This is a genomic window from Roseovarius sp. BRH_c41, from assembly GCF_000961715.1.
GTDB lineage: Bacteria > Pseudomonadota > Alphaproteobacteria > Rhodobacterales > Rhodobacteraceae > Roseovarius.
Genome location: NZ_LADY01000004.1, coordinates 123,508 through 149,747 on the forward strand (window position 1 = coordinate 123,508; position 26,240 = coordinate 149,747).

The following is a 26,240-nucleotide window of genomic DNA, read 5'->3' on the forward strand; positions in this document are numbered from 1 at the left end:
CCCCATGTTCCTGTCGTCCTGCAAAATGGACGACCTCCCTTAGCCCGTCCCCAGCCGCTTTCCGACCCCCTCACGCGCCTCAAGCGCCCGCCACCAGCTTTCGTTCTCGAGATACCACGCCACAGTGCGCCGCAGCCCCTCTTCGACCGTGACAGAGGGGCGCCACCCCAACTCGTCCCGGATGCGGGACGGGTCGATCGCGTAGCGCGCATCATGGCCCGGACGATCCGTCACAAAGGTGATTTGCTCGGCATAGGACGCGCCATCGCTGCGCGTACATAACGCGTCCAAAATTGTACATAAGGTACGCACCAAGTCCAGATTGCTGCGCTCATTTTCGCCACCGATATTATAGGATCGCCCCGGCGCACCCTGCTCCAGCACCCTCAACAGCGCCTCGGCGTGATCCTCGACATAAAGCCAGTCGCGCACGTGTCTGCCATCGCCGTAAATCGGCAGCGGCTTGCCCGCCAATGCCTTGAGAATAATCACCGGAATGAGCTTCTCAGGAAAGTGGAAAGGCCCGTAATTGTTGGAACAATTGGTGATCAGCACCGGCAGGCCGTAGGTCTCGTGCCAGGCTCGAACCAGATGGTCCGACGCCGCCTTGGAGGCCGAATAGGGGCTACGCGGATCATAGGGCGTATTCTCGGTGAATTTGACTGACGGATCGGCGGGCAGTGAGCCGTAAACCTCATCTGTCGAGATATGCTGAAACCGGAAACTGTCAGGCTTTCCAAGGGCTTGCCAATGCCCACGCGCCGCTTCCAAGAGATTGTAGGTGCCCGTGATATTGGTCTCGACAAAGGCGCCGGGGCCGTCAATCGAGCGGTCCACATGGCTCTCAGCGGCCAGATGCAGCACCGCCTCGGGCGCATGCTCCGCAAACACCCGATCAAGCGCTGCACGATCCCGGATATCGGCATGAACGAAACTATATCGTGGGCTCTGTGCCACACTGGCCACATTATCCAGACAGGCGGCATAGGTCAGCGCATCCAGATTGACCACCTCATATCCGCGCGCCACGGCATGACGCACCACGGCCGACCCAATAAACCCGGCCCCCCCCGTCACCAAGAGCCTCATGTCGCCCCCACAAACTCAAAGGGGCTGACGAAATCGCGCAACAGCGGCGCCTTGCCATCCTTGTCGCTCAGCACCACAGACCCGCCCTCAACCCCCCAAGTAATCCCAATCTCGGGATCATCGAAACGCACCGCACCATCACACTCCGGCGCATAGTAATCCGAACATTTGTAGATGATTTCCGTCATTGGTTCTCGGGTCACAAACCCATGTAAAAACCCTTCTGGAACAAGAAGTTGGCGCCCGTTCTCGAAACTAAGATCAACCCCCACCCAGTGCCCATAGGTCGGGCTGCCGCGCCGGATATCAACCGCCACGTCATAGAGCGCACCGCGCCCGCACCGCACCAGCTTGGCCTGCGCATGCGGCGGCGACTGAAAATGCAGACCGCGTATCGTGCCCACCTGTTCCGAGAGCGAATGATTGTCCTGTACGAAATCTATCGTGATTCCCGCCTCAGCCATGCGCTGACGGTTCCAGCTCTCGCTGAAAAAACCACGCGTATCGCCGTGGCGTGTGGGTGTAACGATCACCACGCCGGGAAGAGAAGTTCGTTCAATCTGCATCGTGCTCGCATTGCCTTGTTTTGCGCAGGCTCTGGACCCCACGTCGTAAGTATCCCTCGACTTGTGTCAAATCTCCGCGTTTTTTTCCAGTGACAAACGCTGATTTTATTGCCGCCCCTGTCCCATTGCCGCGTTGGGCCTCAGAAGTCGCCCAAACATCGCTTCCAAATGCGCCGAGGCCCCGGCATGCACGTCAACGTCACCCATAAGAACCCCCACCTGCGCCTCGAAATCTGCGTAATGCTGGGTCGTGGCCCAGATCGAAAAGAGCAGATGTCGCGGATCGACCGGCGACAACCTGCCCGCCGCGATCCAGCCTTGGATAATCATCGACGTCTGATCCACCAGCGGCTTCAAAACACTCTCCAGATGCGGCCCCATACGGGGCGCACCCTGCAGTATTTCATTGGCAAACAACCGGCTCTCGCGCGGCAGGTCGCGCGACATCGCCAGCTTGCGGCGCACATAGGTCAGAATTTCGTCAAGCGGATCCCCTGCGGGATCAATCGCATGCAGCGGGGCTAACCAGGCATCCAGAAGCTGATTGAGCAAGGTGACGTGAATCTCTTCCTTACCCTCGAAGTAATAGAGGATGTTCGGCTTGCTCAGCCCCGCCTCCGCCGCAATCTGATCCAGTGTCGCGCCGCGATAGCCATGGGTCGAGAACACCTCGAGCGCCGCTTCGAGAATCCGCTTGCGGTTGCGCAGCTGGATACGGCTGGGCTTGCGACCGGCCTGCGCGGCAGGGGCTTGCGGCATCCTCTTCCTTTCCTTGCGGGGCATATTTTTCATCACCCCGTTGACCAGCTTAGCCAGATCACGGCTCAGGCCCAAGACGAATCTTGACAGCGCCCATGCCCCAAGCAATCGTAAGTTTACCAAATGGTAAAAAAGCGAGCAATCCCATGGCGGCACCCGGCGAAAACCTCAAGATCAACAGCACCCGGCTCTGGGACAGCCTGATGGAGATGGCCAAAATCGGCCCCGGCATCGCAGGCGGCAACAACCGCCAGACCCTGACAGATGAGGATGCCGAGGGGCGCGCGCTCTTTCAATCGTGGTGCACGACGGCGGGTCTCACCATGGGCGTGGACGAGATGGGCAATATGTTCGCCCGCCGCGACGGCACTGACCCAGAGGCGCTGCCGGTCTATGTGGGCTCCCACCTCGACACACAACCGACAGGCGGCAAATACGATGGCGTGCTCGGCGTGCTGGCAGGGCTGGAAATCATCCGCACCCTCAACGATCTGGATATAAGAACCAAACATCCCATCGTCGTCACCAACTGGACGAATGAAGAAGGCACGCGCTTTGCCCCCGCCATGCTCGCATCGGGCGTGTTCGCGGGCGTATTGAGCCGCGATTGGGCCTATGACCGGGTCGATGCCAAAGGCAAACGCTTTGGCGATGAATTGGAGCGTATCGGCTGGAAAGGCCCCGAGAAGGTGGGGGCGCGCAAGATGCACGCCTTCTTTGAACTCCACATCGAACAAGGCCCGATCCTCGAGGCCGAAGGCAAACAGATCGGGGTCGTCACCCACGGACAGGGTCTGCGCTGGATCGAATGCACAGTCACGGGCAAGGGCCAACACACCGGCTCCACGCCGATGTATATGCGCCGCAACGCCGGACGCGGACTGGCGCGCGTAACCGAACTGGTGCATGAAATTGCCTTGCACTATCAACCCAATGCCGTGGGCGCGATCGGCCATATCGACGTCCACCCCAACAGCCGCAACGTCATCCCCGAAAAGGTGGTCTTCACCGTCGATTTCCGCTCCCACGTCCTTGGGACATTAGAGGCGATGGCCGAGGAGCTCATGGCCACCGCCCCCGGCCTCTGCGCCGATGTCGGCGTGAAATTCAACGCCGAAGTGGTCGGCGCCTTCGATCCCCCCGCCTTTGACGAAAGCCTCGTCGCCCGCGTGCGCGATGCCGCCGACCGGCTGGGGTATAGTCATATGGATATCGTCTCGGGCGCGGGTCACGATGCCTGCTGGATCAACAAGGTCTATCCCACCACCATGGTCATGTGCCCCTGCAAGGATGGTCTCAGCCACAATGAGGCCGAAGAGATTACACCCGATTGGGCTCGCGCCGGCACGGATGTGCTGCTTCATGCCGTGCTGGAAACGGCGGAGGTGGTTGAGTGATCGGGGCCAGCCCCCAAACCCCCGAGGTATCTTGGACCAGATGAAATCCCAAGTAGTCTACAGACAGGGAGAAACGACATGACCACCAAAGTCATCAAGAACGGCACCGTCGTCACCGCCGACCGCACATGGAAGGCCGATGTGCTGATTGAAGGCGAGACCATCAAACAGATCGGCGCGGACCTCAAAGGCGAGACCTATATCGACGCCACGGACGCCTATGTGATCCCCGGCGGCATTGATCCGCATACCCACCTTGAGATGCCCTTCATGGGCACCACGGCGGCGGAAACCTTTGAAACCGGCACATGGGCGGCGGCCTGTGGCGGCACCACGATGATCGTGGATTTCTGCCTGCCCGGCGCGGATGGCAGCATCAAACACGCGATCAACGAGTGGCACCGCAAATCCGCGCCGCAGATTTGCAGCGACATCGGCTATCACATGGCCATCACCGGCTGGAACGAAAACGTCTTTACCGAGATGAAGGACGCCGTCGACATGGGCGTCAATTCCTTCAAGCATTTCATGGCCTACAAGGGCGCGCTCATGATCGAGGATGACGAGATGTTCGCCTCGTTCAAGCGCTGCGCCGAACTCGGCGCGCTGCCGATGGTGCATGCCGAGAATGGCGATCTGGTGGCCGAGATGCAGCAGAAATACTTTGATCAGGGCATCACGGGCCCAGAGGGGCACGCCTATTCCCGCCCCCCCGAATTCGAGGGCGAGGCCGCCAACCGCGCAATCTGCATTGCCGATGCCGCCGGCGTGCCGCTCTATATCGTGCATGTCTCTTGCGAACAGGCCCACGAGGCGATCCGGCGCGCGCGGCAAAAGGGGATGCGCGTCTATGGCGAGCCGCTGATCCAGTTCCTCACCCTCGACGAGTCCGAGTATTTCAACAAGGATTGGGACCACGCCGCCCGCCGCGTGATGTCACCCCCCTTCCGCTCCAAGGAGCATCAGGACGGCCTCTGGGCCGGGCTTCAAGCCGGATCACTGCAAGTGGTGGCGACCGATCACGCCGCCTTTTCCACCGCGCAGAAACGCGCCGGGCGCAACGATTTCCGCATCATCCCCAATGGCTCAAACGGGCTAGAGGAACGGCTTGCCGTGCTCTGGACGCATGGGGTGGAAACCGGACGGCTGACACTGAATGAATTCGTCGCCGTCACCTCGTCCAACGTGGCCAAGATCCTCAACATCTACCCGAAAAAGGGCGCGATTGTCGAAGGGGCGGATGCCGACCTCGTGGTCTGGGACCCCAAGATCACCAAGACGATCAGCGCCTCCAACCACCATTCCATCCTTGATTACAACGTCTTTGAAGGGTTCGAGGTCAAGGCGCAGCCGCGCTATACCCTCAGCCGCGGCGAGGTGATCTGGGCCTGGGGCCAGAATTCGCAGCCGCAACCGGGGCGCGGCCGCTTTGTCCCCCGCCCAGCTTTTCCCTCGGCCCATCAGGCGCTCTCGAAATGGAAGGCCCTGACCGCCCCCAAGATGATCCAGCGCGACCCGTTGAATATCCCGGCGGGGATCTGAAAAATCCGGCACGCACGCACCTCATGGCAAGGCGCGCCTCTTGACAACCATCAGCCAGCCGGGCGCAGTAGCGACCGGGCCAGCAGGGGATAGGGTTTGAGCAGCAACACAGTCATCAGCGCACAAAACCTGTCGCTGACCTTTCAGACCGGCGATGGCCCGGTGCATGCGCTCAAGGACGTGAGCCTTGAGGTGGAAAAGGGCGATTTCGTCAGCTTCATCGGCCCCTCAGGCTGTGGCAAGACCACCTTTCTGCGCTGCATGGCGGATCTGGAGCATCCCACCGGCGGCACCTTGACCGTCAATGGCACCAGCGCCGAAGAGGCGCGCAAATCCCGCGCCTATGGCTATGTGTTTCAGGCGGCGGGCCTCTACCCATGGCGCACCATCGGCGGCAATATCCGCCTGCCCTTGGAAATCATGGGCTACGCCCGCCACGATCAGGAGGCCCGCGTCAAGCGCGTGCTGGACCTCGTTGATCTCGCGGGGTTCGAGCGGAAATACCCCTGGCAGCTTTCAGGTGGCATGCAGCAGCGCGCCAGCATCGCCCGCGCGCTCGCCTTTGACGCCGACATCCTTTTGATGGACGAACCCTTTGGCGCTCTGGATGAAATCGTGCGCGACCATCTCAACGAGCAACTCCTCCAGCTTTGGGACCGCACCAACAAGACCATCTGTTTCGTCACCCATTCCATCCCCGAGGCGGTGTATCTGAGCACCAAGATCGTGGTCATGTCGCCCCGCCCCGGCCGCATCACCGATGTGATCGAGAGCACCCTGCCAAAGCATCGCCCGCTCGACATCCGCGAGACACCGGAATTCCTCGAAATCGCCCATCGCGTCCGCGAGGGGCTGCGTGCGGGGCATGGCGATGCGGTCTGAGACAACTCACCCAGAAAACGCCCTCTCCCCTGCGACGGGGAGAGGGGTTTTCACCGTTCACGGTCATCGGCTCTCCAGCCTGTACCGTAGCCTCAGAAAACCACGAATTCCTTTCAGCGTTCTTAAAATACTCAAAAATCGCGCCCGGTTTAAGCGCCGGAATTTGAGTATTTTTGGAACAGTGAAATCAGAGGAGGCATGATGCGCAATCTCCTCCCTGTTCTCACCATTCTCGCAGCACTTCTCGCGCTCTGGTATGCCGCCGCCGTGGCGCTCAATGCGCAATGGGCGCAGGATCAGGCGGCGCGGGCAGGCACGACGCTGACCCTCCCCGCCCTCGTCGCCGACACATGGGCGCAGGACAAGCCCAAACTGCCCGCGCCGCATCAGGTGGCGCTTGAGATATGGAACACCACCGGTGCCATGGTGCTGGAAGGGCGCGGATTTTCCAAAAGCTCGCTCTTTTATCACAGCTGGATCACCTTCAGCGCCACAGCACTCGGCTTTGTCCTTGGCACCGCGCTTGGCATCGCGCTGGCCATCGGCATCGTCTACAACCGCACCATGGACATGAGCGTGATGCCTTGGGTCATAGCCTCCCAAACCATCCCCATTCTGGCGATTGCCCCGATGATCATCGTGGTGCTGAATGCCGTGGGCATTTCAGGGCTGCTGCCCAAGGCGATGATCTCGATGTATCTGTCGTTCTTTCCGGTGGTCGTCGGCATGGTCAAGGGGCTGCGCAGCCCCACGCCCATGCAGCTCGACCAGATGCGGACATGGAGCGCGAGTGCGGCCCAGACCTTTTGGCGGCTGCGCCTGCCCTCTTCGATGCCCTATCTCTTTACCTCGCTCAAGGTCGGCATGGCCGCAAGCCTTGTCGGGGCCATCGTCGGCGAATTGCCGACCGGGGCCGTGGCGGGGCTGGGCGCGCGCCTGCTGGCAGGCAGCTATTATGGCCAAACCATCCAAATCTGGTCCGCTCTTATCATGGCGGCGACACTGGCGGCGGTTCTGGTGGGGCTGATTGGCCTTGTCCAGCGGATCACGCTCAAGCGGATGGGGATGGCGTGATGGGCTGGCTGGCGCTTGGATCGCTCGCATGGGCGCTTGGCTGGGGGATCAATTCCCGCCTGTCACACCGGCCTAAAACACGAGCCACACGGCTCCTCGTGCCAGTGATTTTCGGCCTCACACTTGTTGTGATCTGGGAATCTCTCGTGCGCGGCCTCTCGATCTCCCCCGTCCTCCTGCCCGCCCCCACCGCCATTGCCGCGACTTTCGCCAAATCCACCCATATTCTCTGGCAGGATTTCGTGCAGACCGCCCTCAAGGGCGCACTGACCGGCTATATCATGGGCTGCGGTGCGGCCTTTCTGACGGCCATCGCCATCGACCGGTTTCCGTTCCTGCAACGCGGTCTGCTGCCGGTGGGCAATTTCGTAGCGGCGCTGCCGATCATCGGCATGGCCCCCATTCTGGTGATGTGGTTCGGCTTTGACTGGCAATCCAAGGCAGCGGTCGTCGTGGTCATGGTGTTCTTTCCCATGTTGGTGAACACCGTACAGGGCCTCACCGATACCGACGCCATGCAGCGCGACCTGATGCGCACCTATGCCGCTGGCTATTGGCAAACCCTGTTCAACCTGCGCCTGCCCGCCGCGATGCCATTCCTCTTCAACGGGCTCAAGATCGCGACGACACTGGCGCTGATCGGGGCGATTGTGGCAGAGTTCTTTGGATCGCCCATCAAGGGCATGGGATTCCGCATCTCGACCTCGGTCGGGCAACTCGCGCTCGATCTCGTCTGGGCCGAGATCGTGGTCGCGGCCATCGCTGGCTCAGGATTTTACGGCGCCGTAGCGCTTGTGGAAAAGGCAGTGACATTCTGGCACCCGTCGCAACGGAGCCGGGCATAAGATCAAGAAACCACCAACACGGGAGATAACAAATGAAGAAACTGACAGGACTATTCAGCCTCGCCGCGCTTACCAGCCTCAGCACTATGGCGCAGGCGGCGGATGATCTGACGCTGCAACTCAAATGGGTGACGCAGGCGCAATTCGCGGGCTATTATGTGGCGCTCGACAAGGGGTTTTACGGCGAAGAAGACCTCAACGTCACGATCAAGCCGGGTGGGCCGGATATCGCCCCGACGCAGGTGATCGCAGGCGGCGGCGCGGATGTGACGGTGGAATGGATGCCGGCGGCCCTCTCGGCGCGGGAAAAGGGCCTGCCGCTGGTGAACATTGCGCAGCCCTTCAAATCCTCGGGCATGATGCTGACCTGCCTCAAGGAAACTGGCGTCACCGGGCCAGATGATTTTCCGGGTCGCACCTTGGGTGTCTGGTTCTTTGGCAATGAGTTTCCGTTTCTGTCGTGGATGAGCCAACTGGGCATTTCCACCGATGGCGGTGCCGAGGGCGTGACCGTGCTCAAACAGGGGTTCAACGTCGACCCGCTCTTGCAAAAACAGGCCGACTGCATCTCGACCATGACCTATAACGAGTATTGGCAGGTGATCGACGCGGGCCTCACCGAGGATCAACTCATCACCTTCAAATACGAGGATCAAGGCGTCGCCACACTTGAGGACGGGCTTTATGTTCTGGAAGAAAAGCTGAGCGACCCGGCCGAAGTCGATAAGCTCACCCGTTTCGTGCGCGCCTCGATGAAGGGCTGGAAATGGGCCGAGGAAAATCCAGAAGAGGCGGCGATGATCGTGCTCGACAATGACGCCACCGGCGCGCAGACCGAAGCGCATCAGATCCGCATGATGACCGAAGTGGCCAAGCTCACAGCAGGCTCCAACGGTGCGCTCGACCCCGAGGATTATGAGCGCACGGTGCAATCGCTTTTGTCCGGCGGATCTGATCCGGTGATTAGCGCACATCCCGGTGATGGCGCATGGACCCATGCGATCAGCGATGCCGCGCTGAACTGATCAAAAGCCATTTCTAGGACATGGCCCGGGCTGCACCGCCCGGGCCATTTTTTTGGACGTCGTTCGGCTCTTGTATCCGTCGTGACGTGCATATGGGGGGTAGATGAGATCAAGCCACTACATATTGGCCCAACTCCCGCGAAACTCTTTGAAAATGAACACTTTAAACAAAAACACGCCTGTGCTACGATCTGAGGTATAAATCAATGCCAGTCGGAAAACCGGCGGCGCGAGGCAGTAAAAGAGCAGTTCTATGAAAACACGGGGCAAGCAGCCAGTCCGTTGGGGGCTGGTGGTGATGGCAACATTCTGGATGCTGATCATCGTGCCATTGAGCGCGGCGGCGGCACCCTATGCAGCATTGGTGATGGACGCACGCAGCGGCGAAGTGCTCTATTCGAACAATGCCGACACGCGGCTACATCCAGCCTCGTTGACCAAGATGATGACACTCTATGTGGTTTTCGAGGCGATCGAGAACGGCGAGATCGGTCTTGATGACAAGGTGCTGATTTCGAAACATGCCGCCTCTGAGCCACCCAGCAAACTCGGCGTGCGCGCCGGAAGCAGCATTGCGCTGCGCTATCTCATTCGCGCCGCAGCAGTCAAATCCGCCAATGATGCGGCCACCGCACTTGGCGAGGCGATCGAAGGATCAGAGGCGCAGTTTGCGCGCCGGATGAATCGCACGGCCGAGAGTCTCGGCATGAGCCGGACCACGTTCAAGAATGCCCATGGCCTGACCGAGAACGGGCATCTGTCCACCGCGCGCGATATGTCAATCCTCGGGCGGCATCTCTTTTATGACTTCCCTCAGTATTACAATCTCTTCTCGCGCATCACCACCGATGCTGGCGTGACCTCGGTCAGCCACACCAACCGTCGCCTGCTTGAGGCCTATCGCGGCGCTGACGGGATCAAGACAGGCTATACCCGCGCCGCAGGCTTTAACCTCACCGCCAGCGCCGAACGCAATGGCGAGCGGATCATCGCCACCGTCTTTGGCGGTCAATCTACCGCCTCGCGCAATGCCAAGGTGGCTGAACTGCTCGACCTCGGCTTTAAAAAGGCACCAACGCAGGTGGCCGTGCTTCGCCCGGCGCGCCCGCCGTATCTAGGCAAGATCGGCACAGTGCCGGTGAGGATCGCCGCAGGCGAGGATCGCCCGAGCGTTGCCGCCAAGACCGTGCGCCTCGCCACAGCCGCCGCCGTGATCAAGAGCCTGCGCCCACAATCGCGGCCCTCGCAAGCCGCCCCGATGCCGGTCATCGCCGCGCGGGATGATATCGAGCGCGCGCTTCTGGCCGCTCAGCAGGTTGCAACGGCGACCCCTGCCCAAGGCAGCGTAGCGGTCACGCCTGACACCCGCCCCGAACAACGTCCGACCGATATCGTCCTCGCAAGCGCGCCCGCGCCAGAGCCTGAACCAGAGGTTGTGACACGTGTCTCTACCTCTGGCGGGCGCCATTGGGGGATCAACGTCGGCCGCTATGGCAGCGAATACAAGGCGCGGCAGGTGCTCTTGCAAACCGCCCTGAATGAAATGGCCACACTTGATGGCAGTCTGCGCAAAGTGGTGCAGCGGCCCGCCGGCTTCGACGCGAATTTCATGGGCATGACACGTGAGAGCGCGGACCTCGCCTGCCGCCGCCTGCAGGCCAAGAAAGTCACCTGTTTCATGATCGGGCCAAGCTGAAAGCTGTCACTGTGGTGCAAAGCGCAGATTGGGGCCAGCCCCCATCAGACAGATGAACAACACTCAAGGCTTGGGGTGGTCATCCCAATCGTCCGACAGGATACGCCGCGAGTCGCCCTCAGGATCATCATATTGGTTCGAGCGCACGGTGTAGACAAAAGCCACAAGGCCGACACCACCTAGGATTAGGGAAATCGGAATCAGGTAGGTGAGGATATTCATTGGCTACCTCAGTCTGAGCGCGTTGAGAGATACGGTGATCGAACTCAGCGACATGGCTAAGGCGGCAATGAGCGGCGAACAGAGCCCCGCCACCGCCAGCGGCACGGCAACGACGTTATAGACCGTGGCAATCTGGAAATTCTCGCGGATGCGGCGTGTGGCGGATTTCGCCGTCACGCAGGCCGCCGCGATTGGTGAGAGGTCATTGCCCAACAGCACGATATCCGATGCCACCCGCGCGGCATCGAGCGCCGTCGCGGGCGAAATCGACACATGCGCCCCCGCAAGAGCCGCTGTATCGTTGAGCCCATCCCCCACCATCAGCACATGCGCGCCCTCGGCAGTCAAAGCCGCCACACGCGCCGCCTTGTCTGCGGGCAACGCCTCGGCCATCCACTGCGGAATACCAAGGCGGGTGGCCAAGGCCTCGACCGCAGGAGTGGTATCGCCGGAAATCAGGATCACCCGCTTGCCCTGATCCATCAGCCCCTGCACCACCTCCGCAGCACCGGGCCGCAACGCATCTGCAAAGGTAAAGGCGACGGGCAACTGATCCCCGATCTTGAGAAAGGTTGCGGTCTCGGAGAGGGCCTGCGCCCCGGTCCAGCTTGCACGTCCCAGACGCACTTCTTGGCCGTTGCAGCGGCCCTTTGTGCCATACCCAGGCACTTCTGTAATGTCTGTTACCGCCGCCGCCGCAAATCCTGCACCACGCGCAGCGCGGGTGATCGACTGCGCCAGCGGATGCGAAGACCCCTGCGCAAGAGCTAACGCCACTTCGACCACCGCGCGCGGCAAACCATCCAGATTGGTGAGTTGCGGCATCCCCGTGGTCAGCGTGCCGGTCTTGTCGAACACGACCGTATCCACCTGCGCCAGCCGTTCGAGCGCGGTTTCATGTTTGATCAGCATCCCCCGCCGGAAGAGCCGCCCCGAGGCCGCCGTTGTCACCGCAGGCACCGCCAGCCCGAGCGCGCAAGGGCAGGTGATGATCAGAACCGCAGCGGCGATATTGAGCGCCGTGCGCACGTCCCATGTATAGAGATACCACCCCATAAAACTGAGGCCCGCCAGAATATGCACCCCCGGCGCATAGAGCTTGGCCGCACTATCGGCCAGCGAGGTATAGCGCGAGCGCCCGGATTCCGCGATGGCCACCAGATCCGCCATGCGGTGAAGCGAGGTTTCCGCCCCCACCGCCGTCGCGCGGATGGTAAGCGGTCCGGTCAAGTTGACCTCTCCGGCGCTGACCACCTGCCCCTCACCCGCAAACACCGGCAGCGTTTCTCCGGTGAGCAGCGACCGGTCAATCTCTGACGTGCCCTCTACGATTACACCATCCACCGGCATGCGCCCACCGGGCCGCACGAGAATGAGATCCCCCGCAGCCAAGAGGGCCACATTCACCTGTTCCTCCACTCCGGCGCGCAAGCGGATCGCACGCGGCACTTCGAGCGCCGTCAATTCCTCGGCGGCAGAGCGGGCAATGGCCCGCGTGCGGTGATCGAGATAGCGCCCCGCCAACAAAAAGAACGTGAGCGTAAGCGCCGCATCAAAATAGGCATGCTCCCCCGACAGCATCGTTTCCCAGAGCGAGGTGAGGATCGCCAGCACAATGGCCAGAACGATCGGCACATCCATATTGAGCCGCCAATTGCGCAACGCGGCCCAGGCATTGCGAAAGAACGGCACTCCGGAAAAGGCAATCGCCGGCAGGGTGATCGCGGCGGAAATCCAGTGGAACATGTCACGCGTCGCATCCTCGGCCCCGGACCAGACCGACACCGACAGAAGCATGACATTCATACTGGCAAAACCGGCGACCGCCAGCCGCATCAAAAGATCCCGCCCGGCGCGGTCATTGGCCGTGGCATTCAGCGTGCCCTGATCCAACTCATAGGCCTCGTAACCAAGCCCCTCGACCAGCGCGCGCATGTCTTCGGCGGTCACCTCGGGGGCCGCGTCGATGCTGGCCCGCTTGAGGGTCAGGTTGACGCGTGCGGACTTTACCCGGCTATCCGCATTTAACGCCCGCTCGATCTTGGAAATGCAGGCGGAACAATGGATCGTCGGCAGGGATAGGGCGATCTGCGCGCCCGGCAGGGCACGGGCCGCCAAGGCCTCGGCCGCCGGGGCCGCAGCCCCTGCAACACGTTGAGACCGATGCCGCCCAGACCGAACACAATCGCCCGGCTGCCAATCTCCACCTTGGCGGTGTTGATCACCGCGCCGACGCCGGTGGTGACGCCGCAGCCGATGTAGCAAATCTTGTCGAACGGCGCGTCCTTACGCACCTTGGCGAGCGCAATCTCGGGCAGAACCGTGTGATTGGCAAAGGTCGAGCAGCCCATGTAATGCAGGATCGGCGTGCCATCCAGCATCGAAAACCGCGAGGTGCCATCGGGCATCAGCCCCTGCCCCTGGGTCGAGCGAATCTTCTGGCAGAGGTTGGTTTTCGGGTTGAGGCAATAGTCGCATTCGCGGCATTCGGGCGTGTAGAGCGGGATCACATGATCGCCCGGCTGCAGGCTGGTGACACCCGGCCCCACCTCAAGCACCACGCCCGCGCCCTCATGCCCCAGAATCGCCGGAAACGCCCCCTCGGGATCGGCACCGGACAGGGTGAAATCATCGGTGTGGCACAGCCCCGTCGCCTTGATCTCAACCAGTACCTCACCCGCCTTCGGACCTTCGAGGTTCACCTCCATGATCTCCATCGGCTTGCCAGCCTCAACAGCCACCGCCGCACGCGTTCTCATGATTTGTCCTTTCCTCTGAAATTTGCGCAGTCTTGCGTCATGCGGCGCAGTGTTTCAATATCCAGAGCGTCACGCAGGCTCTGGACTGCGGCAATTTTCGGCAAGAGAGGCGAAAACATGAAGCATATCCTCGGCACAGCCCTGATGATCGGAGCACTGGCGGGATGTATTGGCCCGGAGGACACGCCCCCTGAGGAAAACGCCTGCGGTGCGGCGCAGATGCAGACGCTGATCGGGACGCCGGTTGCGGCGCAGGATTTCAGCGGGCACGCTGCGGTGCGCATCCTGCCGCCGGGGGCGATGATGACGATGGATCACCGCCCCGACCGGCTGAATATCGAGCATGACTCAGGCGGCGTGATCACCCGGATCTGGTGCGGGTGAGGCGGGCGATTGGCCAGACGGCCCAGCGATCGCGCGGCGCCCTGCGGGCTTGAGTCCGCGCGGGGGCATTTGGGCCGGCGTCAATTCTAGACCACGCACCTAGTCCCCTGACGCGGCGCACAAACACCAAGGCTGACTCGACTCCGGGCAGCCCTCGCTCTATTTGAATTGGAACAAATAGAGAACAAACTTACCATGTCCACACGTCGCATCCTGTCGATCTGGTTTCCCCGGCTCGGGGCGGAACGCCTGCTGCGGCGGGCGACCGATCGGGACGCGCGGCTCTTTGCGGTGGTCAGTGCCGAGGCGCAGGATCAGGTGCTGACCTCTGTCTCACTCCGGGCCGAGGCGCTGGGGCTGAGGCCGGGGCAGCCACTGCGCAGAGCGCAGGCGCTGTGTCCCGATCTGATCACCCGCCCTCAGAACCGCGCCGCAGAGGTGGGATTCTTAGACGCGTTGGCTCGCTGGGCCGAACGGTTTTCACCGCTGGTGGGGATTGATGGCGCGGCGGGGCTGTTGCTTGATGTCACCGGCTGCACGCATCTCTTTGGCGGCGAAGAAGGGTTGATCGCCACGCTGCGCGAGGCCGCGGGGGATCTCGGGCTGAGTGTGCGCTGCGGGTTGGCGGATACGGTCGGTGGCGCTTGGGCGCTGGCACGCTTTGCCGGGCAGGGTGTGGCCCCGATGCGCTCCGGCGATGCGATCGACCAAGAGGCCCGCGCCACCCGGTCGCGCGCTGCCAAGCGGCGGCATTGGGAACGGGGCGGCGCGGCACCTGCGGTGGCGGTCACGGCGCAGGCGGATGAGATTGCCACGCCGGGGCATCTGCCCGAGAGGCTGGCCCCCTTGCCGGTGGCGGCCCTACGGTTGCCGCCCAAGATGACAGAGGATCTGGCGCGGCTCGGGCTGCGGCGGATCGGCGACTTGGCGGATCAGCCGCGTTCGACCCTTGCCCGCCGTTTTGGGCCAGAGCTGATGGTGCGGCTGGATCAGGCCTTTGGCCATGTGCCGGAACCGATGTCGCCCTCTGCCCCCGCCCCGCGCTTTGCCACCCGGCTGAGCCTGCCGGAACCCATTGGATTGCGCAGCGATCTTGAGGCCGCATTTTCCCGGCTGACCGAGCGGTTGTGCGTGCTTTTGCAGGCCAAGGCCCTTGGCGCGCGGCATCTGCGCATCGAGGCGTTTCGCGCCGACGGTAGCCTGCAATCGGTCGAGGTGCGGTTGGCGCGATGTGTCGATCGGCCCGAGGCGATGCTGCCACTGCTGGAGATGCAGCTTGACGGGATCGACGCCGGGTTTGGCATCGACATGCTACGGCTCGAGGCGATCGTCACGGCCCGGATGGAGACCCGGCAGGGAGAGAGCGGCATCGGCCGCGGGCGGGGTGCAGCGGAACAAGAGGCGGCGCTGGCGGATCTGATCACCCGGCTGGGGTCACGGATCGGGCTGGAGTCAATCACCCGCCGTCATCCCGCCGAGAGCCATATTCCCGAGAAATCCGCGCTGACCCTTGCGGCGGCATGGTCTGTGCCCGCGCGCACGCCCTGGCCTGCCCCAGAGAGACCACGCCCCCTGTTGCTCTGGCGACCAGAGCCGGTCACCCGACCCGAAGAGGGTTGGTCCACGCTGCCCTTTCGTTGGCGGGGACGGCTGCATGAGGTGGCAGGCGTCATAGGTCCCGAGCGCATCGCGCCGGAATGGTGGCTCGACGATCCGGATTGGCGCAGCGGTGTCCGCGATTACTGGCAGGTGGTGACGACGCGCGGCGAACGGCTCTGGCTGTTTCGCGCCCATGGTGGGCAAATCTCGGGCGGATGGTTCTGTCAGGGGCGCTTCGGCTGAGGCGCTGTCAGGAAAGCGCTTGATTTGGGGCGGGATTGGCGCAACTCTGAGACTATGAGTTTGCAAAGCCTTGGCCCGCTCGCGGGCGCGCATCCCGCACCGTCGCAGGTGGCGTTCCAACGCAATGAACTGGGCGTGATCCTGTCGCTCTATGGGCGCATGGTCGCGGCGGGGGAATGGCGCGATTACGGCATTTCCTGCCTGCGCGAGGTGGCGGTGTTCTCGGTCTTTCGACGCACCGCCGAGCATCCGCTCTACCGGATCGAAAAGCGGCCAAAACTGCAGGGCAAACAGGGGCAATATGCGGTCATCGGCATGGATGGTCAGGTGCTCAAGCGGGGCCAGGATCTGCGCACCGTGCTCCGCGTGCTGGAGCGCAAGCTGATCCGGTCGGTGGACTAGAGCAACTTCAGAACAGATTGATAGACGTTCTGGGTGCGAAATTGCGCCGAGCCAAACGCTGCAAGACCTAAGCCTTGGAGCGCGCCATCCGGGCGACCGGCTCGTGACAGGCGCAGGTTACGACGTGATCGTTGACCATGCCCACCGCTTGCATAAAGGCATAGGTGATGGTGGGGCCGCAGAATTTGAAACCGCGTTTCTTCAAATCCTTGGAAAGTTTTACGGAAATATCGGTCTGCGCCGGCACGTCCGAGAGGGATCGCCACTGGTTCTGGATGGGGTGCCCGCCGACGTAATCCCAGAGGTAGGCGGCAAAGCCCTGCTCGACCTCGATCGCCTGCCACGCCCTGGCATTGCCGATGGTCGCCTCGATCTTGCCCCGGTGGCGGATAATGCCCGGATCGGCCAACAGGCGCACCACCTCGGTCTCGCCCCAACCGGCGATCACATGCGGGTCAAACCCTTGGAATGCCGCGCGAAAACTTTCGCGTTTGCGCAGGATGGTGATCCAGCTCAGCCCCGCCTGAAACCCATCGAGAATGAGCTTTTCCCAGAGCGCGCGACTGTCATACTCAGGCACGCCCCATTCGGTGTCATGGTAGCTTTCATAGAGCGGATCGGCACTGACCCAGCCACAACGGTCCATGGTTTTCCCCTCTTGCCCGGCACAGAGACACCGGATCGTTCAAATGCGCGCTTTAAGTGATCCTTAAGCCATCCGGCCCAGTTTGAGAACAGGCGTTCCGGAGGGGCAGATGGGACAAAAACACAAATGGGCCGATATTCCGGCGGGCTTTGACACCCCGCTCTCCTATGCCGTCTCGGCGCGGGACCGCTCCGTCGTCGATATGGTCAATCAGGCGGTGCGCCATAAACAGGTGCTCTTGGCCTATCAGGCGGTGGTGCCCGCCCGACAACAGGACAAGCCCGCGTTCTACGAGGCGTTGATTCGGGTTCTCGATGCCACAGGCCGTGTCATTCCCGCCAAGGATTTCATCACCCAGATCGAGGTGACGGAAACCGGGCGGATCATCGACTGTCTGGCGCTGGAAAAGGGGCTGCGCACGCTGATCAACTATCCCGACCTGCGGCTGGCGATCAACATGTCGGCTCGCTCCATCGGCTATGCGCGCTGGATGCGCACCTTGAAAAAGGGGTTGGGCGATGATCCCACCATTGGCGAGCGGTTGATTCTGGAAATCACCGAAAGCTCGGCCATGCTGGTGCCGGAATTGGTGACCGGCTTCATGAAGGATCTGCAAGCACGGGGAATCAGCTTTGCCTTGGATGACTTCGGCGCAGGCTATACCTCGTTCCGCTTCCTCAAGGAGTTCTATTTCGACATCCTCAAGATTGATGGGCAGTTTGTCCGTGGCATCGCCACCGACCCCGACAATCAGGTTCTCACCGCCGCACTGGCGAGCATCGGCCAGCAATTCGACATGGTGACAGTGGCCGAAAGCGTCGAGAAACCCGAGGATGCGGCCTATCTCGCGGCGCTCGGGATCGACTGTCTTCAGGGCTATTACTTTGGTGCGCCCACAGTGCGTCCGCCTTGGCTCGATACCACCCTTGACCGCGCCATCGCTTGAATGTGACACTCCGTCCGTTGCCGCAGCGCGGCACCTACGATATGACGCCACGTAACGGCGGAGGCGGCGCAGGAATAGCCACATGAATGTGACATCCCTACGCCACACTCGCGCACGGGCAAATCCTGGTGGAGGACACAGATGACCAACGTAGTAATCGCATCCGCAGCACGCACCGCTGTCGGTTCATTTGGCGGAGCATTCGCCAACACGCCGGCGCATGATCTGGGCGCGGCTGTGCTCGAGGCGGTTGTCGCCCGTGCAGGCATTGAAAAGGGCGAAGTGTCGGAAACGATCCTCGGTCAGGTGCTGACCGCCGCACAGGGCCAGAACCCGGCGCGTCAAGCGCATGTCAACGCCGGTCTGCCGCTCGAATCCGCGGCATGGAGCATCAATCAGGTCTGTGGCTCGGGCCTGCGGGCCGTGGCACTGGGCGCACAGCACATCCAATTGGGCGATGCCGCGATCATCTGTGCCGGGGGTCAGGAAAACATGACGCTCAGCCCGCATGCCGCTTATCTGCGCGCCGGTCACAAGATGGGCGATATGACCTATATCGACACGATGATCCGTGACGGGCTCTGGGATGCGTTCAACGGCTATCACATGGGCCAGACCGCCGAAAACGTGGCCGATCAATGGCAGATCACCCGCGACATGCAGGATGAATTCGCCGTCGCCAGCCAGAACAAGGCCGAAGCGGCGCAAAAGGCGGGCAAGTTCGACGACGAGGTGATCGCCTTCACCGTCAAGAACCGCAAGGGTGACATCATCGTCGACAAGGATGAATACATCCGCCACGGCGCGACCATGGAAGTGATGCAGAAACTGCGCCCCGCCTTTACCAAGGATGGCTCGGTCACGGCGGCCAACGCCTCTGGTCTCAACGATGGTGCCGCAGCCACCCTTTTGATGAGCGCCGATGAGGCCGAGCGTCGTGGCATCGAGCCGCTGGCGCGCATCGCCTCTTATGCCACTGCTGGCCTCGATCCGTCGATCATGGGTGTCGGCCCGATCCATGCCAGCCGCAAGGCGTTGGACAAGGCCGGTTGGACCGTCGCCGATCTCGATCTGGTCGAGGCGAATGAGGCTTTTGCCGCGCAGGCCTGCGCGGTCAACAAGGAAATGGGCTGGGATCCGGCCATCGTCAACGTCAACGGTGGTGCGATTGCCATTGGCCACCCGATTGGGGCCTCGGGCTGCCGCGTGCTTAACACCTTGCTCTTCGAGATGAAGCGCCGTGGCGCCAAGCGTGGGCTCGCCACACTCTGCATCGGTGGTGGCATGGGCGTTGCCCTGTGCGTGGAGCGTCCGTGAGCTGCTCCGACGCTGCGTGATACAGGATCAAGGGCACTTCAGGCGGTGCCCTTTTTCTTGATCCGATCCCCTTGGCCGCATCGCAGAAATTTTATCGCGCAACAATATTGCGCATTGCGGCGCAAACCGATAACCAAGTTTCAACACACCAGCCATATTGGAGGATATCATGGCAAGAACCGCACTCGTCACCGGGGGCTCTCGTGGAATCGGCGCCGCCATTTCCAAGGCGCTCAAGGCTGATGGCTATACCGTCGCCGCCACCTATGCCGGCAATGATGAGGCCGCCGCCAAATTCACCGAGCAAACCGGCATCAAGTCCTACAAATGGAACGTGGCGGACTATGACAGCTCCAAAGAGGGCATCGCCCGTGTCGAGGCGGAGTTGGGCCCGATTGACATCGTGGTCGCCAATGCCGGCATCACCCGCGATGCGCCGTTCCACAAAATGACGCCGCAGCAGTGGAAAGAGGTCATCGACACCAACCTCACCGGCGTCTTCAACACCGTGCATCCCGTATGGCCGGGCATGCGCGAGCGCGGCTTTGGCCGGATCGTGGTGATCTCCTCGATCAACGGGCAAAAGGGCCAGTTCGGTCAGGTCAACTATGCCGCGACCAAGGCCGGTGATCTGGGCATCATCAAGTCACTGGCCCAAGAGGGCGCAGCGAAAGGCATCACCGCCAACGCCATCTGCCCCGGCTATATCGCCACGGAAATGGTCATGGCCGTGCCCGAAGCGGTGCGCGAAAAGATCATCGGCATGATCCCGGCGGGTCGTTTGGGCGAGCCCGAGGAAATCGCACGCTGCGTGAGCTTCCTCGTCTCTGACAATGCCAGCTTCATCAACGGCTCGACCATTTCGGCCAATGGCGCGCAGTTCTTTGTCTGACTAAGGCGGCGTAGACACACCTCAGAGGCCCGCCCCGGTGTTCCGGCGGCGGGCCTTTTCACGCTGATGGGGCCGCCAGAGTGCCGCGTGGGCAGAACTCTGTCTCAAGACAGACCGGCGGCGGCGACCCCGCTCCGCCCACCATCGCCACCAAGAGGCGCGCCGCCTCGCGCCCCATTTCGCGGTGCGGGACATGCACGGTGGTCAGGGCCGGATCGACCACGGTTGCCAGTTCGATATCGTCAAAGCCGGTGATCGACACGTCGGCCGGCACCCGCAGCCCCAGTTTGCGCGCCATCTGCAACGCCCCCACCGCCAGCACGTCATTGCCGCAGATCACGGCGGTAGGGCGCGCGGGCAGGGCCATCAACTTTGCCATTGCCTCAGCCCCGTTGGCGATGCTGTAGGGGGTCTCGATGAGGTGCAGCGCCGTGGGATCAAGCCCGTGGTCGCGGAGCGCGTCGCGTACCCCCGAAATCCGGTCGCGGGCACGGTCATTGCCCTCGGCCAAGGCCGAAATCATGCCGACGCGCTGATGCCCGAGGCGCAGCACCTCTTTGGCCAATGCCGCCATTGCCCGGCGATTGTCGAACCCGATCGCTGGGCGCGCCTGCGCCGGATCAAACGCCCAGGACACCAACACCGGCACGCCGCGCTGTTCGAGAAAGGCGTAAATTCCGGGATCGCGGTCATGCCCGATCAGCAAGAGCGCATCCGCGCCGCGTGCCACAAGGGTGCGTATCTGGTCGGCCTCGTTTTGCGGGCTGTAGGATGACGAGGCCACCAGGAGGGTCACACCACTGAGATGCAATTCCTCTTGAAAGGCCTGAATGGCGCGGGCAAAGATCGCGTTTTCCATCGTCGGAATGATCGCACCAATGGTGCCGGTGCGCCGCGCCGCCAAAGCCCGCGCGCCAAAATTTGGCGAATAGCCCAAGGCCATCACCGCCGCCAGAACCCGCTCGCGGGTGGTCTCTTGCACCTGTGACGGAGAGTTGAGGCAACGCGAAACAGTGGCGGTAGACACCCCCGCCGCGCGGGCGACATCGGCCAGCGTAGGCAGGTTCAAGGCGTTGTCAGGGACACGTCGGTTCATCCTGGGACCCGGAGCAAGAGTGTTTCGATCTACATGCCTGTAACGACATTCGGGAAATATAACAGCTTGCGTGAAAATATGTAAGCGCTTACATTTATCTCGAATCGTCGAAAGACCCGACGAAGAGGAGGGCATCATGTTTCTGTTCGCAGCACTGATCCTGTTCGGAGCCTTTGGCCTGAATGTCGCGATGGGAGCCTTTGGGAACGCGGCATTTCTGACAGGTGTGGGTGAAATGCTTTTGCTGCTGGCAGCGGTCGTGACCTTTGTCGTCGCCACGTTGAGGAGCGAGGCGGCGCGCAAACGCGGAAAATAAATCAGATCTCAGGGAGGAGACAAGAATGACTGAAGAAGCAAAAGAGCTTGCGTCCGAAGAGCGGCGCAATTTTCTGAAACTGGCCACCACCGGCAGCTTTACCGCAGCGGTTGTTGCGGCGGCGGCGGGCACGCTCTGGTCGTCCGAGGCCTCTGCGCAAACCGCCAATGAAGAGCGCGAGCGCGAGGCGGCGGCAGAGCATGTGATGACGCTGGCCACGGAATATGTGGTGGGCACCACACGCAGCTATCCGATGATGCAGCTTGATGTGAAAGAGAACCTGCAAAACGCCTCGAACGGCAAGATCTATGTCAAGCTGGCCCCCGGTGGGCAGTTGGGCGTTGGATCGGCACTGGCGCAAAAGGTGCAGGGCGGTACGATCAATGCCGGGCAATTCTCGCTCTCGAACTTTGCCCCCTTCGCCCCGGCGGTGGACCTGATCAACATGCCCTATTTCTGCGGGGCCAATCAGCGTTTCGTCAATCTCGTGACCTCTGACATCTGGAAGAAAGAGGTGAATGCGCTGGTCGAGGCGCGCGGCTTCAAGCCGATGTTCTATTTCTGCATCGACCCGCGTGTGATGGCGGTGCGCAAGGGCGGTGGTGGGCCGATCATGACCCCGGCCGACCTGCAAGGGGTCAAGTTCCGGGTGCCCGGTTCGCAGATGCTGCAACAGTTCTACAAGATGGGCGGCGCCAATCCGACGCCAGTCGCCTGGGGGGAAACACCGTCGGCGATCAAACAGGGTGTGGCCGATGCGCTCGACCCGGCGGTGGGCGCGCTCTATGCCTTTGGCTTCAAGGATATCCTGAGCCACGTCACCTTTACCCAGGCGGTGCCGGATAGCCAGACCTATGCCTGCAACCTCGAATGGTACAACACCCTGTCCAGCGATGTGCAGGAGGCGATTGAATGGGCCTCCGAAATGAGCTTCCATCAAAACCTTGCCAAGGTGCCGTCGTCGCGCACCTATGCCATGGCCGAAATGGCCAAGTCCGGCGTGGAATTCCATTCTCTGAGCGCCGATCAACTGGCGGAATGGCAGGAAACCGTGGGCTATCAGCGCTCTGAATGGGACAGTTTCAAGACCGAACTGGCCGGGTCGATGGAGACCTTTGACAAGCTGGTCGAGGCGGCAGGCACGCCGGGCAAATACTACGTCCACGACGCCTGATGCTGAAAACGCCGGGCGCGCGAATGACTGCCGCGCCTGGTATTTGCAAGGACGCTAACGAGAGGGACAGGACCGCAGCGCGCGCCCTGAACCGGAGAGGTTTGACATGCTCAGCACACTGGACCGCAATCTGGAGCGATGGGCGCTTCTGATCTTTTACATGATGCTGGTCGTCACCATGGCGATCGAAGTTATCCGGCGCGAGGTGTTCGCCTATTCCTCGGTCTGGGGCGAAGAGATCGTGCGCTATGCGTTCATCTATCTGGCATGGATCGGGGCGGCGGCGGCGGTGCGCGAACGCGCGCATATCCGCATCGACGTGATCATGCATTACGTGGGGCCACGCCTAAAGGCGGCGCTGTATATCTTGGGCGATCTGGTGATGGCAGCGGTGGCAGTTGTCGCGCTTTACTGGTCGTGGGAGACGGTGCTGGTTTCGGCCAAGTTCGGCTCGGTCAGTGCCGGGTTGCGGGTGTCGATGGTGTGGTTTCTCTTGGCGGTGCCGGTGGGCTTTGGCCTGATGCTTTTGCGGCTCGTGCAATCCTTCTTGCGCGACGTGCGCGCCCTTCGTGACGGAACACCCGTTCACGAAGGCAATCAGCTGTTTGATTGAGGGGCGCGCGTCATGTGGAATACATTCTCGCAAACCGTCGATCTGGGCTGGGATTTTTACGGGCCGGTGATCCTTTTCGTGGTGCTGGTGGCGCTGGCTGTGCCGGTCTGGGCGGCGATTGGATCGGCGGCGATTGTCATGCTGATGTGGTCGGGCGCGCTTCCGCTCAGCCTTGTGGGGGAGAGCCTGTTTGACGGGATCGACGCCTTTGCGCTGACAGCGGTGCCGCTCTTTATCCTGACGGGCGATGTGCTGGTGCGAACCGGGCTCAGCCGCAAGTTTCTGAACGTGGCGGAGGCGCTGACACAGTTTGCCAAGGGCGGTTTCGGCTCTGCCACGGTGCTTGTCTGCGGCATGTTCTCGGCCATCTCGGGATCGGATGCGGCGGGCGCTGCGGCGGTGGGGCGGATGACCATCGACCGGCTGGTGGAATCGGGCTATCCGCGCCCCTATGCCTGTGCGCTGGTGGCAGCGGGGGCCTGTACCGGCATCCTTATCCCACCGTCGATTGCCTATATCATCATCGGTCTGGTCTTGGGCATCTCGGCCTCGACGCTCTTTATGGCGGCGCTTATTCCGGGGATGCTGATCCTTGTGTCGATCCTGATCACCAATATCGTGGTCAATCGTATCTATGGCTATGAGGGCGGCGGCAATGTCGGGTTTGGTGAATATTTCGCCAATCTGGGCCGTGCGTTGGCGTCGGGCTGGTATGCCTTTATCGTGCCGGGGATCATCTTTTACGGCATCTTTTCGGGGCGGCTGACGCCGACCGAAGCGGGCGCGACTGCGGTCATTGTGACGGTGATCCTTGGCTTTATCCTTGGCACGCTCAAGCTGGCGGATTTTCCGGCCATGTTGATCAGTTCGGCCAAGGTCAATGGGGTGATCCTGCCCATCATCGCCTTTTCCCTGCCCTTGGCGCAGGCATTGGCCATCATGGGAGTGCCGCAGGGGTTTGTAACGGCGGTGACGGGGCTGACCGATGATCCGGCTACGCTCATCCTTTTGATGATCCTGATCCTGATCGCGGCGGGCTGCGTGATGGAGACGACACCCAATATCGTCATCCTCGCCCCCATTCTGAAGCCGCTGGCCGACAATATCGGCATGAATGAAATCCAGTTCTGCATCATGATGATCACCGCCTTGGGTGTGGGTTTCATCACGCCGCCGCTTGGCCTCAACCTCTTTGTCGTGTCGGGCATCACCGGCGAATCCATCCTGCGAATCGCGTGGCGGGCGGTGCCCTTCGTGTTCTTCATGCTGATCGTGGTGCTGCTGATTGCCTATATCCCGGCGATTTCGACCACGATGCTTCCCGATGTCTACAAATAGGACCCTACCATGACCCGTGAATACCTGAAGAAAGCAACCCTGACCTCAACCTCGCACGCCAGTGACGTGCATGAGACCGTGCAAGGGATTCTGGCCGATATCGAAGCGGGCGGTGACAAGGTCGCGATGGACTATGCCGCCAAGTTTGACCGCTACGAAGGCAATATCATCCTGACACCGGAAGAGATTGCCGCTGCGACAGCGCTCGTGCCGGACAAGCTCAAGCGGGATATCGAGTTTGCCCATGCCAATGTGCGCCGCTTTGCGCAAGCTCAGCGCGAAACCTTGCGTGACATCGAGATCGAAGTGGTGCCGGGGCTGATTGCGGGGCAAAAGAGCATCCCGGTGCGGGCGGCAGGCTGCTATGTGCCGGGCGGGCGCTATAGCCATATCGCCAGCGCCATCATGACCGTGACCACCGCCAAGGTGGCGGGTTGCAAGCATATCGTCGCCTGTTCGCCACCCCGCCCCGGCGTGGGTGTGGCCCCGGCAATCATCTATGCGGCGCATGTCTGCGGCGCGGATGTGATCATGGCGATGGGCGGCGTGCAGGGTGTTGCGGCGATGACATTCGGCCTCTTTGGTCTGCCACCGGCGAACATCCTTGTCGGTCCCGGCAATCAGTTCGTGGCCGAGGCCAAGCGCATCCTCTTTGGTCGCGTCGGCATCGACATGATCGCAGGCCCGACCGACAGCCTCGTTCTGGCGGATGCGACCGCTGATCCGATGGTGGTGGCGACCGACCTCGTGGGACAGGCCGAGCATGGCTATAACTCGCCCGTCTGGCTGGTGACGGACAATCGCCCGCTGGCCGAGGAGGTGATGCGCCTTGTCCCTGATCTCATCGCCGATCTGCCAGAGGTCAACCGCGACAACGCCGCCGCCGCATGGCGTGATTATGCCGAGGTAATCCTTTGCGCAGACCGCGAGGAAATGGCGGCCACCTCCGACGATTACGCGCCCGAGCATCTGACGGTTCAGGCCGAGGATCTCAACTGGTGGCTGGACCGGCTCACCTGTTACGGCTCGCTCTTTCTCGGTGAGGAAACCACGGTCGCCTTTGGCGACAAGGCATCGGGCACCAACCATGTGCTGCCCACCTCAGGGGCGGCCAATTACACCGGCGGCCTCAGCGTGCACAAATACATGAAGATCGTCACATGGCAGCGCGCCACCCGCGAGGGGGCCAAACCCGTGGCCGAGGCCACGGCGCGCATCTCACGGCTGGAAGGGATGGAGGGGCACGCCCGCACCGCCGACATTCGCCTGCGCAAATATTTCCCCGACGAAACATTTGATCTGACCGCCAATGGCTGAACGCGGGCTCTTTGATGTCGCGGGGCGCGTCGCGTTGGTGACGGGGGCAAGTGCCGGTCTTGGGCGGCGCGCGGCGACGGTTCTGGCGATGCGCGGCGCGC

25 protein-coding genes and 2 pseudogenes are annotated in these 26,240 nt (G+C 61.9%); 19 read left to right on the plus strand and 8 right to left on the minus strand.

Going from position 1 to position 26,240, the window contains the following annotated elements; genetic code table 11:
- Window positions 1-39: 39 nt before the first annotated feature.
- The 3 genes from rfbB to VR71_RS01580 form a co-directional block, all read right to left on the minus strand.
- Complete coding sequence (gene rfbB / locus VR71_RS01570) at window positions 40-1,089, minus strand: dTDP-glucose 4,6-dehydratase (protein WP_045680577.1); 1,050 nt, start codon at window positions 1,087-1,089, stop codon at window positions 40-42.
- On the minus strand, window positions 1,086-1,655 hold the full coding sequence (gene rfbC, locus VR71_RS01575; RefSeq protein WP_045680579.1) for a dTDP-4-dehydrorhamnose 3,5-epimerase: 570 nt from the start codon (window positions 1,653-1,655) through the stop codon (window positions 1,086-1,088). The genes rfbB and rfbC overlap by 4 nt, the downstream gene beginning before the upstream one ends.
- A 105-nt stretch (window positions 1,656-1,760) precedes the next feature.
- Window positions 1,761-2,414, minus strand: a complete 654-nt coding sequence (locus VR71_RS01580; RefSeq protein ID WP_045680581.1) for a TetR family transcriptional regulator C-terminal domain-containing protein — start codon at window positions 2,412-2,414, stop codon at window positions 1,761-1,763.
- Between the two features lie 146 nt (window positions 2,415-2,560).
- On the opposite strand from VR71_RS01580, the gene VR71_RS01585 reads away from it, so the two are divergent.
- From VR71_RS01585 to VR71_RS01615, 7 genes are all read left to right on the plus strand, one after another.
- The gene (locus VR71_RS01585; protein WP_045680583.1) at window positions 2,561-3,811 is read left to right on the plus strand and encodes a Zn-dependent hydrolase; all 1,251 of its coding nucleotides are present in this window, start codon (window positions 2,561-2,563) and stop codon (window positions 3,809-3,811) included.
- 78 nt (window positions 3,812-3,889) lie between these two features.
- Window positions 3,890-5,353, plus strand: a complete 1,464-nt coding sequence (hydA, locus tag VR71_RS01590) for a dihydropyrimidinase (RefSeq protein ID WP_045680585.1) — start codon at window positions 3,890-3,892, stop codon at window positions 5,351-5,353.
- Between the two features lie 96 nt (window positions 5,354-5,449).
- Entirely contained in the window at window positions 5,450-6,235 is a 786-nt protein-coding gene (locus tag VR71_RS01595; protein ID WP_045680587.1) for an ABC transporter ATP-binding protein, read from the plus strand.
- Between the two features lie 198 nt (window positions 6,236-6,433).
- Window positions 6,434-7,309, plus strand: a complete 876-nt coding sequence (locus tag VR71_RS01600; RefSeq protein WP_045680589.1) for an ABC transporter permease — start codon at window positions 6,434-6,436, stop codon at window positions 7,307-7,309.
- Window positions 7,309-8,154: an ABC transporter permease gene (locus VR71_RS01605; protein WP_045680590.1), complete on the plus strand. Its 846-nt coding sequence runs from the start codon at window positions 7,309-7,311 to the stop codon at window positions 8,152-8,154. The genes VR71_RS01600 and VR71_RS01605 overlap by 1 nt, the downstream gene beginning before the upstream one ends.
- Before the next feature lie 32 nt (window positions 8,155-8,186).
- Window positions 8,187-9,179 (plus strand): ABC transporter substrate-binding protein, encoded by a 993-nt coding sequence (locus VR71_RS01610; RefSeq protein ID WP_045680592.1) that lies wholly within the window; start codon window positions 8,187-8,189, stop codon window positions 9,177-9,179.
- Window positions 9,180-9,432: 253 nt separating this feature from the next.
- Window positions 9,433-10,875, plus strand: coding sequence for a D-alanyl-D-alanine carboxypeptidase family protein (locus tag VR71_RS01615; RefSeq protein WP_045680594.1), 1,443 nt, complete (start codon window positions 9,433-9,435; stop codon window positions 10,873-10,875).
- Between the two features lie 63 nt (window positions 10,876-10,938).
- Here VR71_RS01615 and ccoS read toward each other — a convergent pair whose 3' ends face one another.
- The 3 genes and pseudogenes from ccoS to VR71_RS01630 all read right to left on the minus strand — a co-directional run.
- On the minus strand, window positions 10,939-11,097 hold the full coding sequence (gene ccoS, locus VR71_RS01620) for a cbb3-type cytochrome oxidase assembly protein CcoS (protein ID WP_045680595.1): 159 nt from the start codon (window positions 11,095-11,097) through the stop codon (window positions 10,939-10,941).
- Window positions 11,098-11,100: 3 nt separating this feature from the next.
- Entirely contained in the window at window positions 11,101-13,215 is a 2,115-nt protein-coding gene (locus tag VR71_RS01625) for a heavy metal translocating P-type ATPase (protein WP_045680600.1), read from the minus strand.
- Between the two features lie 17 nt (window positions 13,216-13,232).
- Window positions 13,233-13,856, minus strand: a pseudogene (locus tag VR71_RS01630) (alcohol dehydrogenase catalytic domain-containing protein); the annotation flags it as partial.
- 117 nt (window positions 13,857-13,973) lie between these two features.
- Between VR71_RS01630 and VR71_RS01635 the strand changes: the two are divergent.
- The 3 genes from VR71_RS01635 to VR71_RS01645 all read left to right on the plus strand — a co-directional run bounded on the left by VR71_RS01635 (window position 13,974) and on the right by VR71_RS01645 (window position 16,484).
- Window positions 13,974-14,240 carry an I78 family peptidase inhibitor gene (locus VR71_RS01635; RefSeq protein ID WP_045680603.1) on the plus strand — a complete coding sequence of 89 codons (267 nt, stop codon included), beginning with the start codon at window positions 13,974-13,976 and terminating at the stop codon, window positions 14,238-14,240.
- 195 nt (window positions 14,241-14,435) lie between these two features.
- Window positions 14,436-16,082 carry a DNA polymerase Y family protein gene (locus VR71_RS01640; RefSeq protein ID WP_045680605.1) on the plus strand — a complete coding sequence of 549 codons (1,647 nt, stop codon included), beginning with the start codon at window positions 14,436-14,438 and terminating at the stop codon, window positions 16,080-16,082.
- A 54-nt stretch (window positions 16,083-16,136) separates the two neighbouring features.
- A complete protein-coding gene (locus VR71_RS01645) occupies window positions 16,137-16,484 on the plus strand; it encodes a DUF2794 domain-containing protein (protein WP_009817074.1) in 348 nt (115 codons plus the stop codon).
- 67 nt (window positions 16,485-16,551) lie between these two features.
- Here VR71_RS01645 and VR71_RS01650 read toward each other — a convergent pair whose 3' ends face one another.
- Window positions 16,552-17,130: a DNA-3-methyladenine glycosylase I gene (locus VR71_RS01650; RefSeq protein WP_009817075.1), complete on the minus strand. Its 579-nt coding sequence runs from the start codon at window positions 17,128-17,130 to the stop codon at window positions 16,552-16,554.
- A 109-nt stretch (window positions 17,131-17,239) separates the two neighbouring features.
- On the opposite strand from VR71_RS01650, the gene VR71_RS01655 reads away from it, so the two are divergent.
- From VR71_RS01655 to phbB, 3 genes are all read left to right on the plus strand, one after another.
- Complete coding sequence (locus VR71_RS01655) at window positions 17,240-18,076, plus strand: EAL domain-containing protein (RefSeq protein ID WP_009817076.1); 837 nt, start codon at window positions 17,240-17,242, stop codon at window positions 18,074-18,076.
- Between the two features lie 141 nt (window positions 18,077-18,217).
- Window positions 18,218-19,393: an acetyl-CoA C-acetyltransferase gene (locus VR71_RS01660; RefSeq protein ID WP_009817077.1), complete on the plus strand. Its 1,176-nt coding sequence runs from the start codon at window positions 18,218-18,220 to the stop codon at window positions 19,391-19,393.
- Window positions 19,394-19,562: 169 nt separating this feature from the next.
- A complete protein-coding gene (gene phbB / locus VR71_RS01665) occupies window positions 19,563-20,285 on the plus strand; it encodes an acetoacetyl-CoA reductase (RefSeq protein ID WP_045680610.1) in 723 nt (240 codons plus the stop codon).
- 58 nt (window positions 20,286-20,343) lie between these two features.
- Here the strand turns inward: phbB and VR71_RS01670 are convergent, their stop codons facing one another.
- Window positions 20,344-21,381 carry a LacI family DNA-binding transcriptional regulator gene (locus tag VR71_RS01670; protein WP_045680611.1) on the minus strand — a complete coding sequence of 346 codons (1,038 nt, stop codon included), beginning with the start codon at window positions 21,379-21,381 and terminating at the stop codon, window positions 20,344-20,346.
- Window positions 21,382-21,517: 136 nt separating this feature from the next.
- Between VR71_RS01670 and VR71_RS01675 the strand changes: the two genes are divergently transcribed.
- From VR71_RS01675 to VR71_RS24490, 6 genes and pseudogenes are all read left to right on the plus strand, one after another.
- The gene (locus VR71_RS01675) at window positions 21,518-21,697 is read left to right on the plus strand and encodes a hypothetical protein (protein WP_009817080.1); all 180 of its coding nucleotides are present in this window, start codon (window positions 21,518-21,520) and stop codon (window positions 21,695-21,697) included.
- Window positions 21,698-21,722: 25 nt separating this feature from the next.
- A complete protein-coding gene (locus VR71_RS01680; RefSeq protein WP_045680614.1) occupies window positions 21,723-22,871 on the plus strand; it encodes a TRAP transporter substrate-binding protein in 1,149 nt (382 codons plus the stop codon).
- A gap of 106 nt (window positions 22,872-22,977) precedes the next feature.
- Window positions 22,978-23,484: a TRAP transporter small permease gene (locus VR71_RS01685; RefSeq protein ID WP_008279638.1), complete on the plus strand. Its 507-nt coding sequence runs from the start codon at window positions 22,978-22,980 to the stop codon at window positions 23,482-23,484.
- Between the two features lie 12 nt (window positions 23,485-23,496).
- Window positions 23,497-24,822 carry a TRAP transporter large permease gene (locus VR71_RS01690; RefSeq protein ID WP_045680621.1) on the plus strand — a complete coding sequence of 442 codons (1,326 nt, stop codon included), beginning with the start codon at window positions 23,497-23,499 and terminating at the stop codon, window positions 24,820-24,822.
- Between the two features lie 9 nt (window positions 24,823-24,831).
- Entirely contained in the window at window positions 24,832-26,139 is a 1,308-nt protein-coding gene (hisD, locus tag VR71_RS01695) for a histidinol dehydrogenase (RefSeq protein ID WP_045680624.1), read from the plus strand.
- Window positions 26,132-26,240, plus strand: a pseudogene (locus tag VR71_RS24490) (gluconate 5-dehydrogenase); the annotation flags it as partial. The gene hisD and the pseudogene VR71_RS24490, both read left to right, overlap by 8 nt.

Coding starts and splice junctions, on each gene's coding strand:
- VR71_RS01605 (WP_045680590.1), top strand. CDS start 7,309: ATGGGCTGGCTGGCGCTTGGATCGCTCGCATGGGCGCTTGGCTGGGGG.
- VR71_RS01690 (WP_045680621.1), top strand. CDS start 23,497: ATGTGGAATACATTCTCGCAAACCGTCGATCTGGGCTGGGATTTTTAC.
- VR71_RS01640 (WP_045680605.1), top strand. CDS start 14,436: ATGTCCACACGTCGCATCCTGTCGATCTGGTTTCCCCGGCTCGGGGCG.
- VR71_RS01635 (WP_045680603.1), top strand. CDS start 13,974: ATGAAGCATATCCTCGGCACAGCCCTGATGATCGGAGCACTGGCGGGA.
- VR71_RS01645 (WP_009817074.1), top strand. CDS start 16,137: ATGAGTTTGCAAAGCCTTGGCCCGCTCGCGGGCGCGCATCCCGCACCG.
- VR71_RS01670 (WP_045680611.1), bottom strand. CDS start 21,381: ATGAACCGACGTGTCCCTGACAACGCCTTGAACCTGCCTACGCTGGCC.
- VR71_RS01610 (WP_045680592.1), top strand. CDS start 8,187: ATGAAGAAACTGACAGGACTATTCAGCCTCGCCGCGCTTACCAGCCTC.
- VR71_RS01675 (WP_009817080.1), top strand. CDS start 21,518: ATGTTTCTGTTCGCAGCACTGATCCTGTTCGGAGCCTTTGGCCTGAAT.
- VR71_RS01615 (WP_045680594.1), top strand. CDS start 9,433: ATGAAAACACGGGGCAAGCAGCCAGTCCGTTGGGGGCTGGTGGTGATG.
- VR71_RS01580 (WP_045680581.1), bottom strand. CDS start 2,414: ATGCCGCAAGCCCCTGCCGCGCAGGCCGGTCGCAAGCCCAGCCGTATC.
- VR71_RS01680 (WP_045680614.1), top strand. CDS start 21,723: ATGACTGAAGAAGCAAAAGAGCTTGCGTCCGAAGAGCGGCGCAATTTT.
- hydA (WP_045680585.1), top strand. CDS start 3,890: ATGACCACCAAAGTCATCAAGAACGGCACCGTCGTCACCGCCGACCGC.
- VR71_RS01655 (WP_009817076.1), top strand. CDS start 17,240: ATGGGACAAAAACACAAATGGGCCGATATTCCGGCGGGCTTTGACACC.
- rfbB (WP_045680577.1), bottom strand. CDS start 1,089: ATGAGGCTCTTGGTGACGGGGGGGGCCGGGTTTATTGGGTCGGCCGTG.
- phbB (WP_045680610.1), top strand. CDS start 19,563: ATGGCAAGAACCGCACTCGTCACCGGGGGCTCTCGTGGAATCGGCGCC.
- ccoS (WP_045680595.1), bottom strand. CDS start 11,097: ATGAATATCCTCACCTACCTGATTCCGATTTCCCTAATCCTAGGTGGT.
- hisD (WP_045680624.1), top strand. CDS start 24,832: ATGACCCGTGAATACCTGAAGAAAGCAACCCTGACCTCAACCTCGCAC.
- VR71_RS01660 (WP_009817077.1), top strand. CDS start 18,218: ATGACCAACGTAGTAATCGCATCCGCAGCACGCACCGCTGTCGGTTCA.
- rfbC (WP_045680579.1), bottom strand. CDS start 1,655: ATGCAGATTGAACGAACTTCTCTTCCCGGCGTGGTGATCGTTACACCC.
- VR71_RS01650 (WP_009817075.1), bottom strand. CDS start 17,130: ATGGACCGTTGTGGCTGGGTCAGTGCCGATCCGCTCTATGAAAGCTAC.
- VR71_RS01600 (WP_045680589.1), top strand. CDS start 6,434: ATGATGCGCAATCTCCTCCCTGTTCTCACCATTCTCGCAGCACTTCTC.
- VR71_RS01685 (WP_008279638.1), top strand. CDS start 22,978: ATGCTCAGCACACTGGACCGCAATCTGGAGCGATGGGCGCTTCTGATC.
- VR71_RS01585 (WP_045680583.1), top strand. CDS start 2,561: ATGGCGGCACCCGGCGAAAACCTCAAGATCAACAGCACCCGGCTCTGG.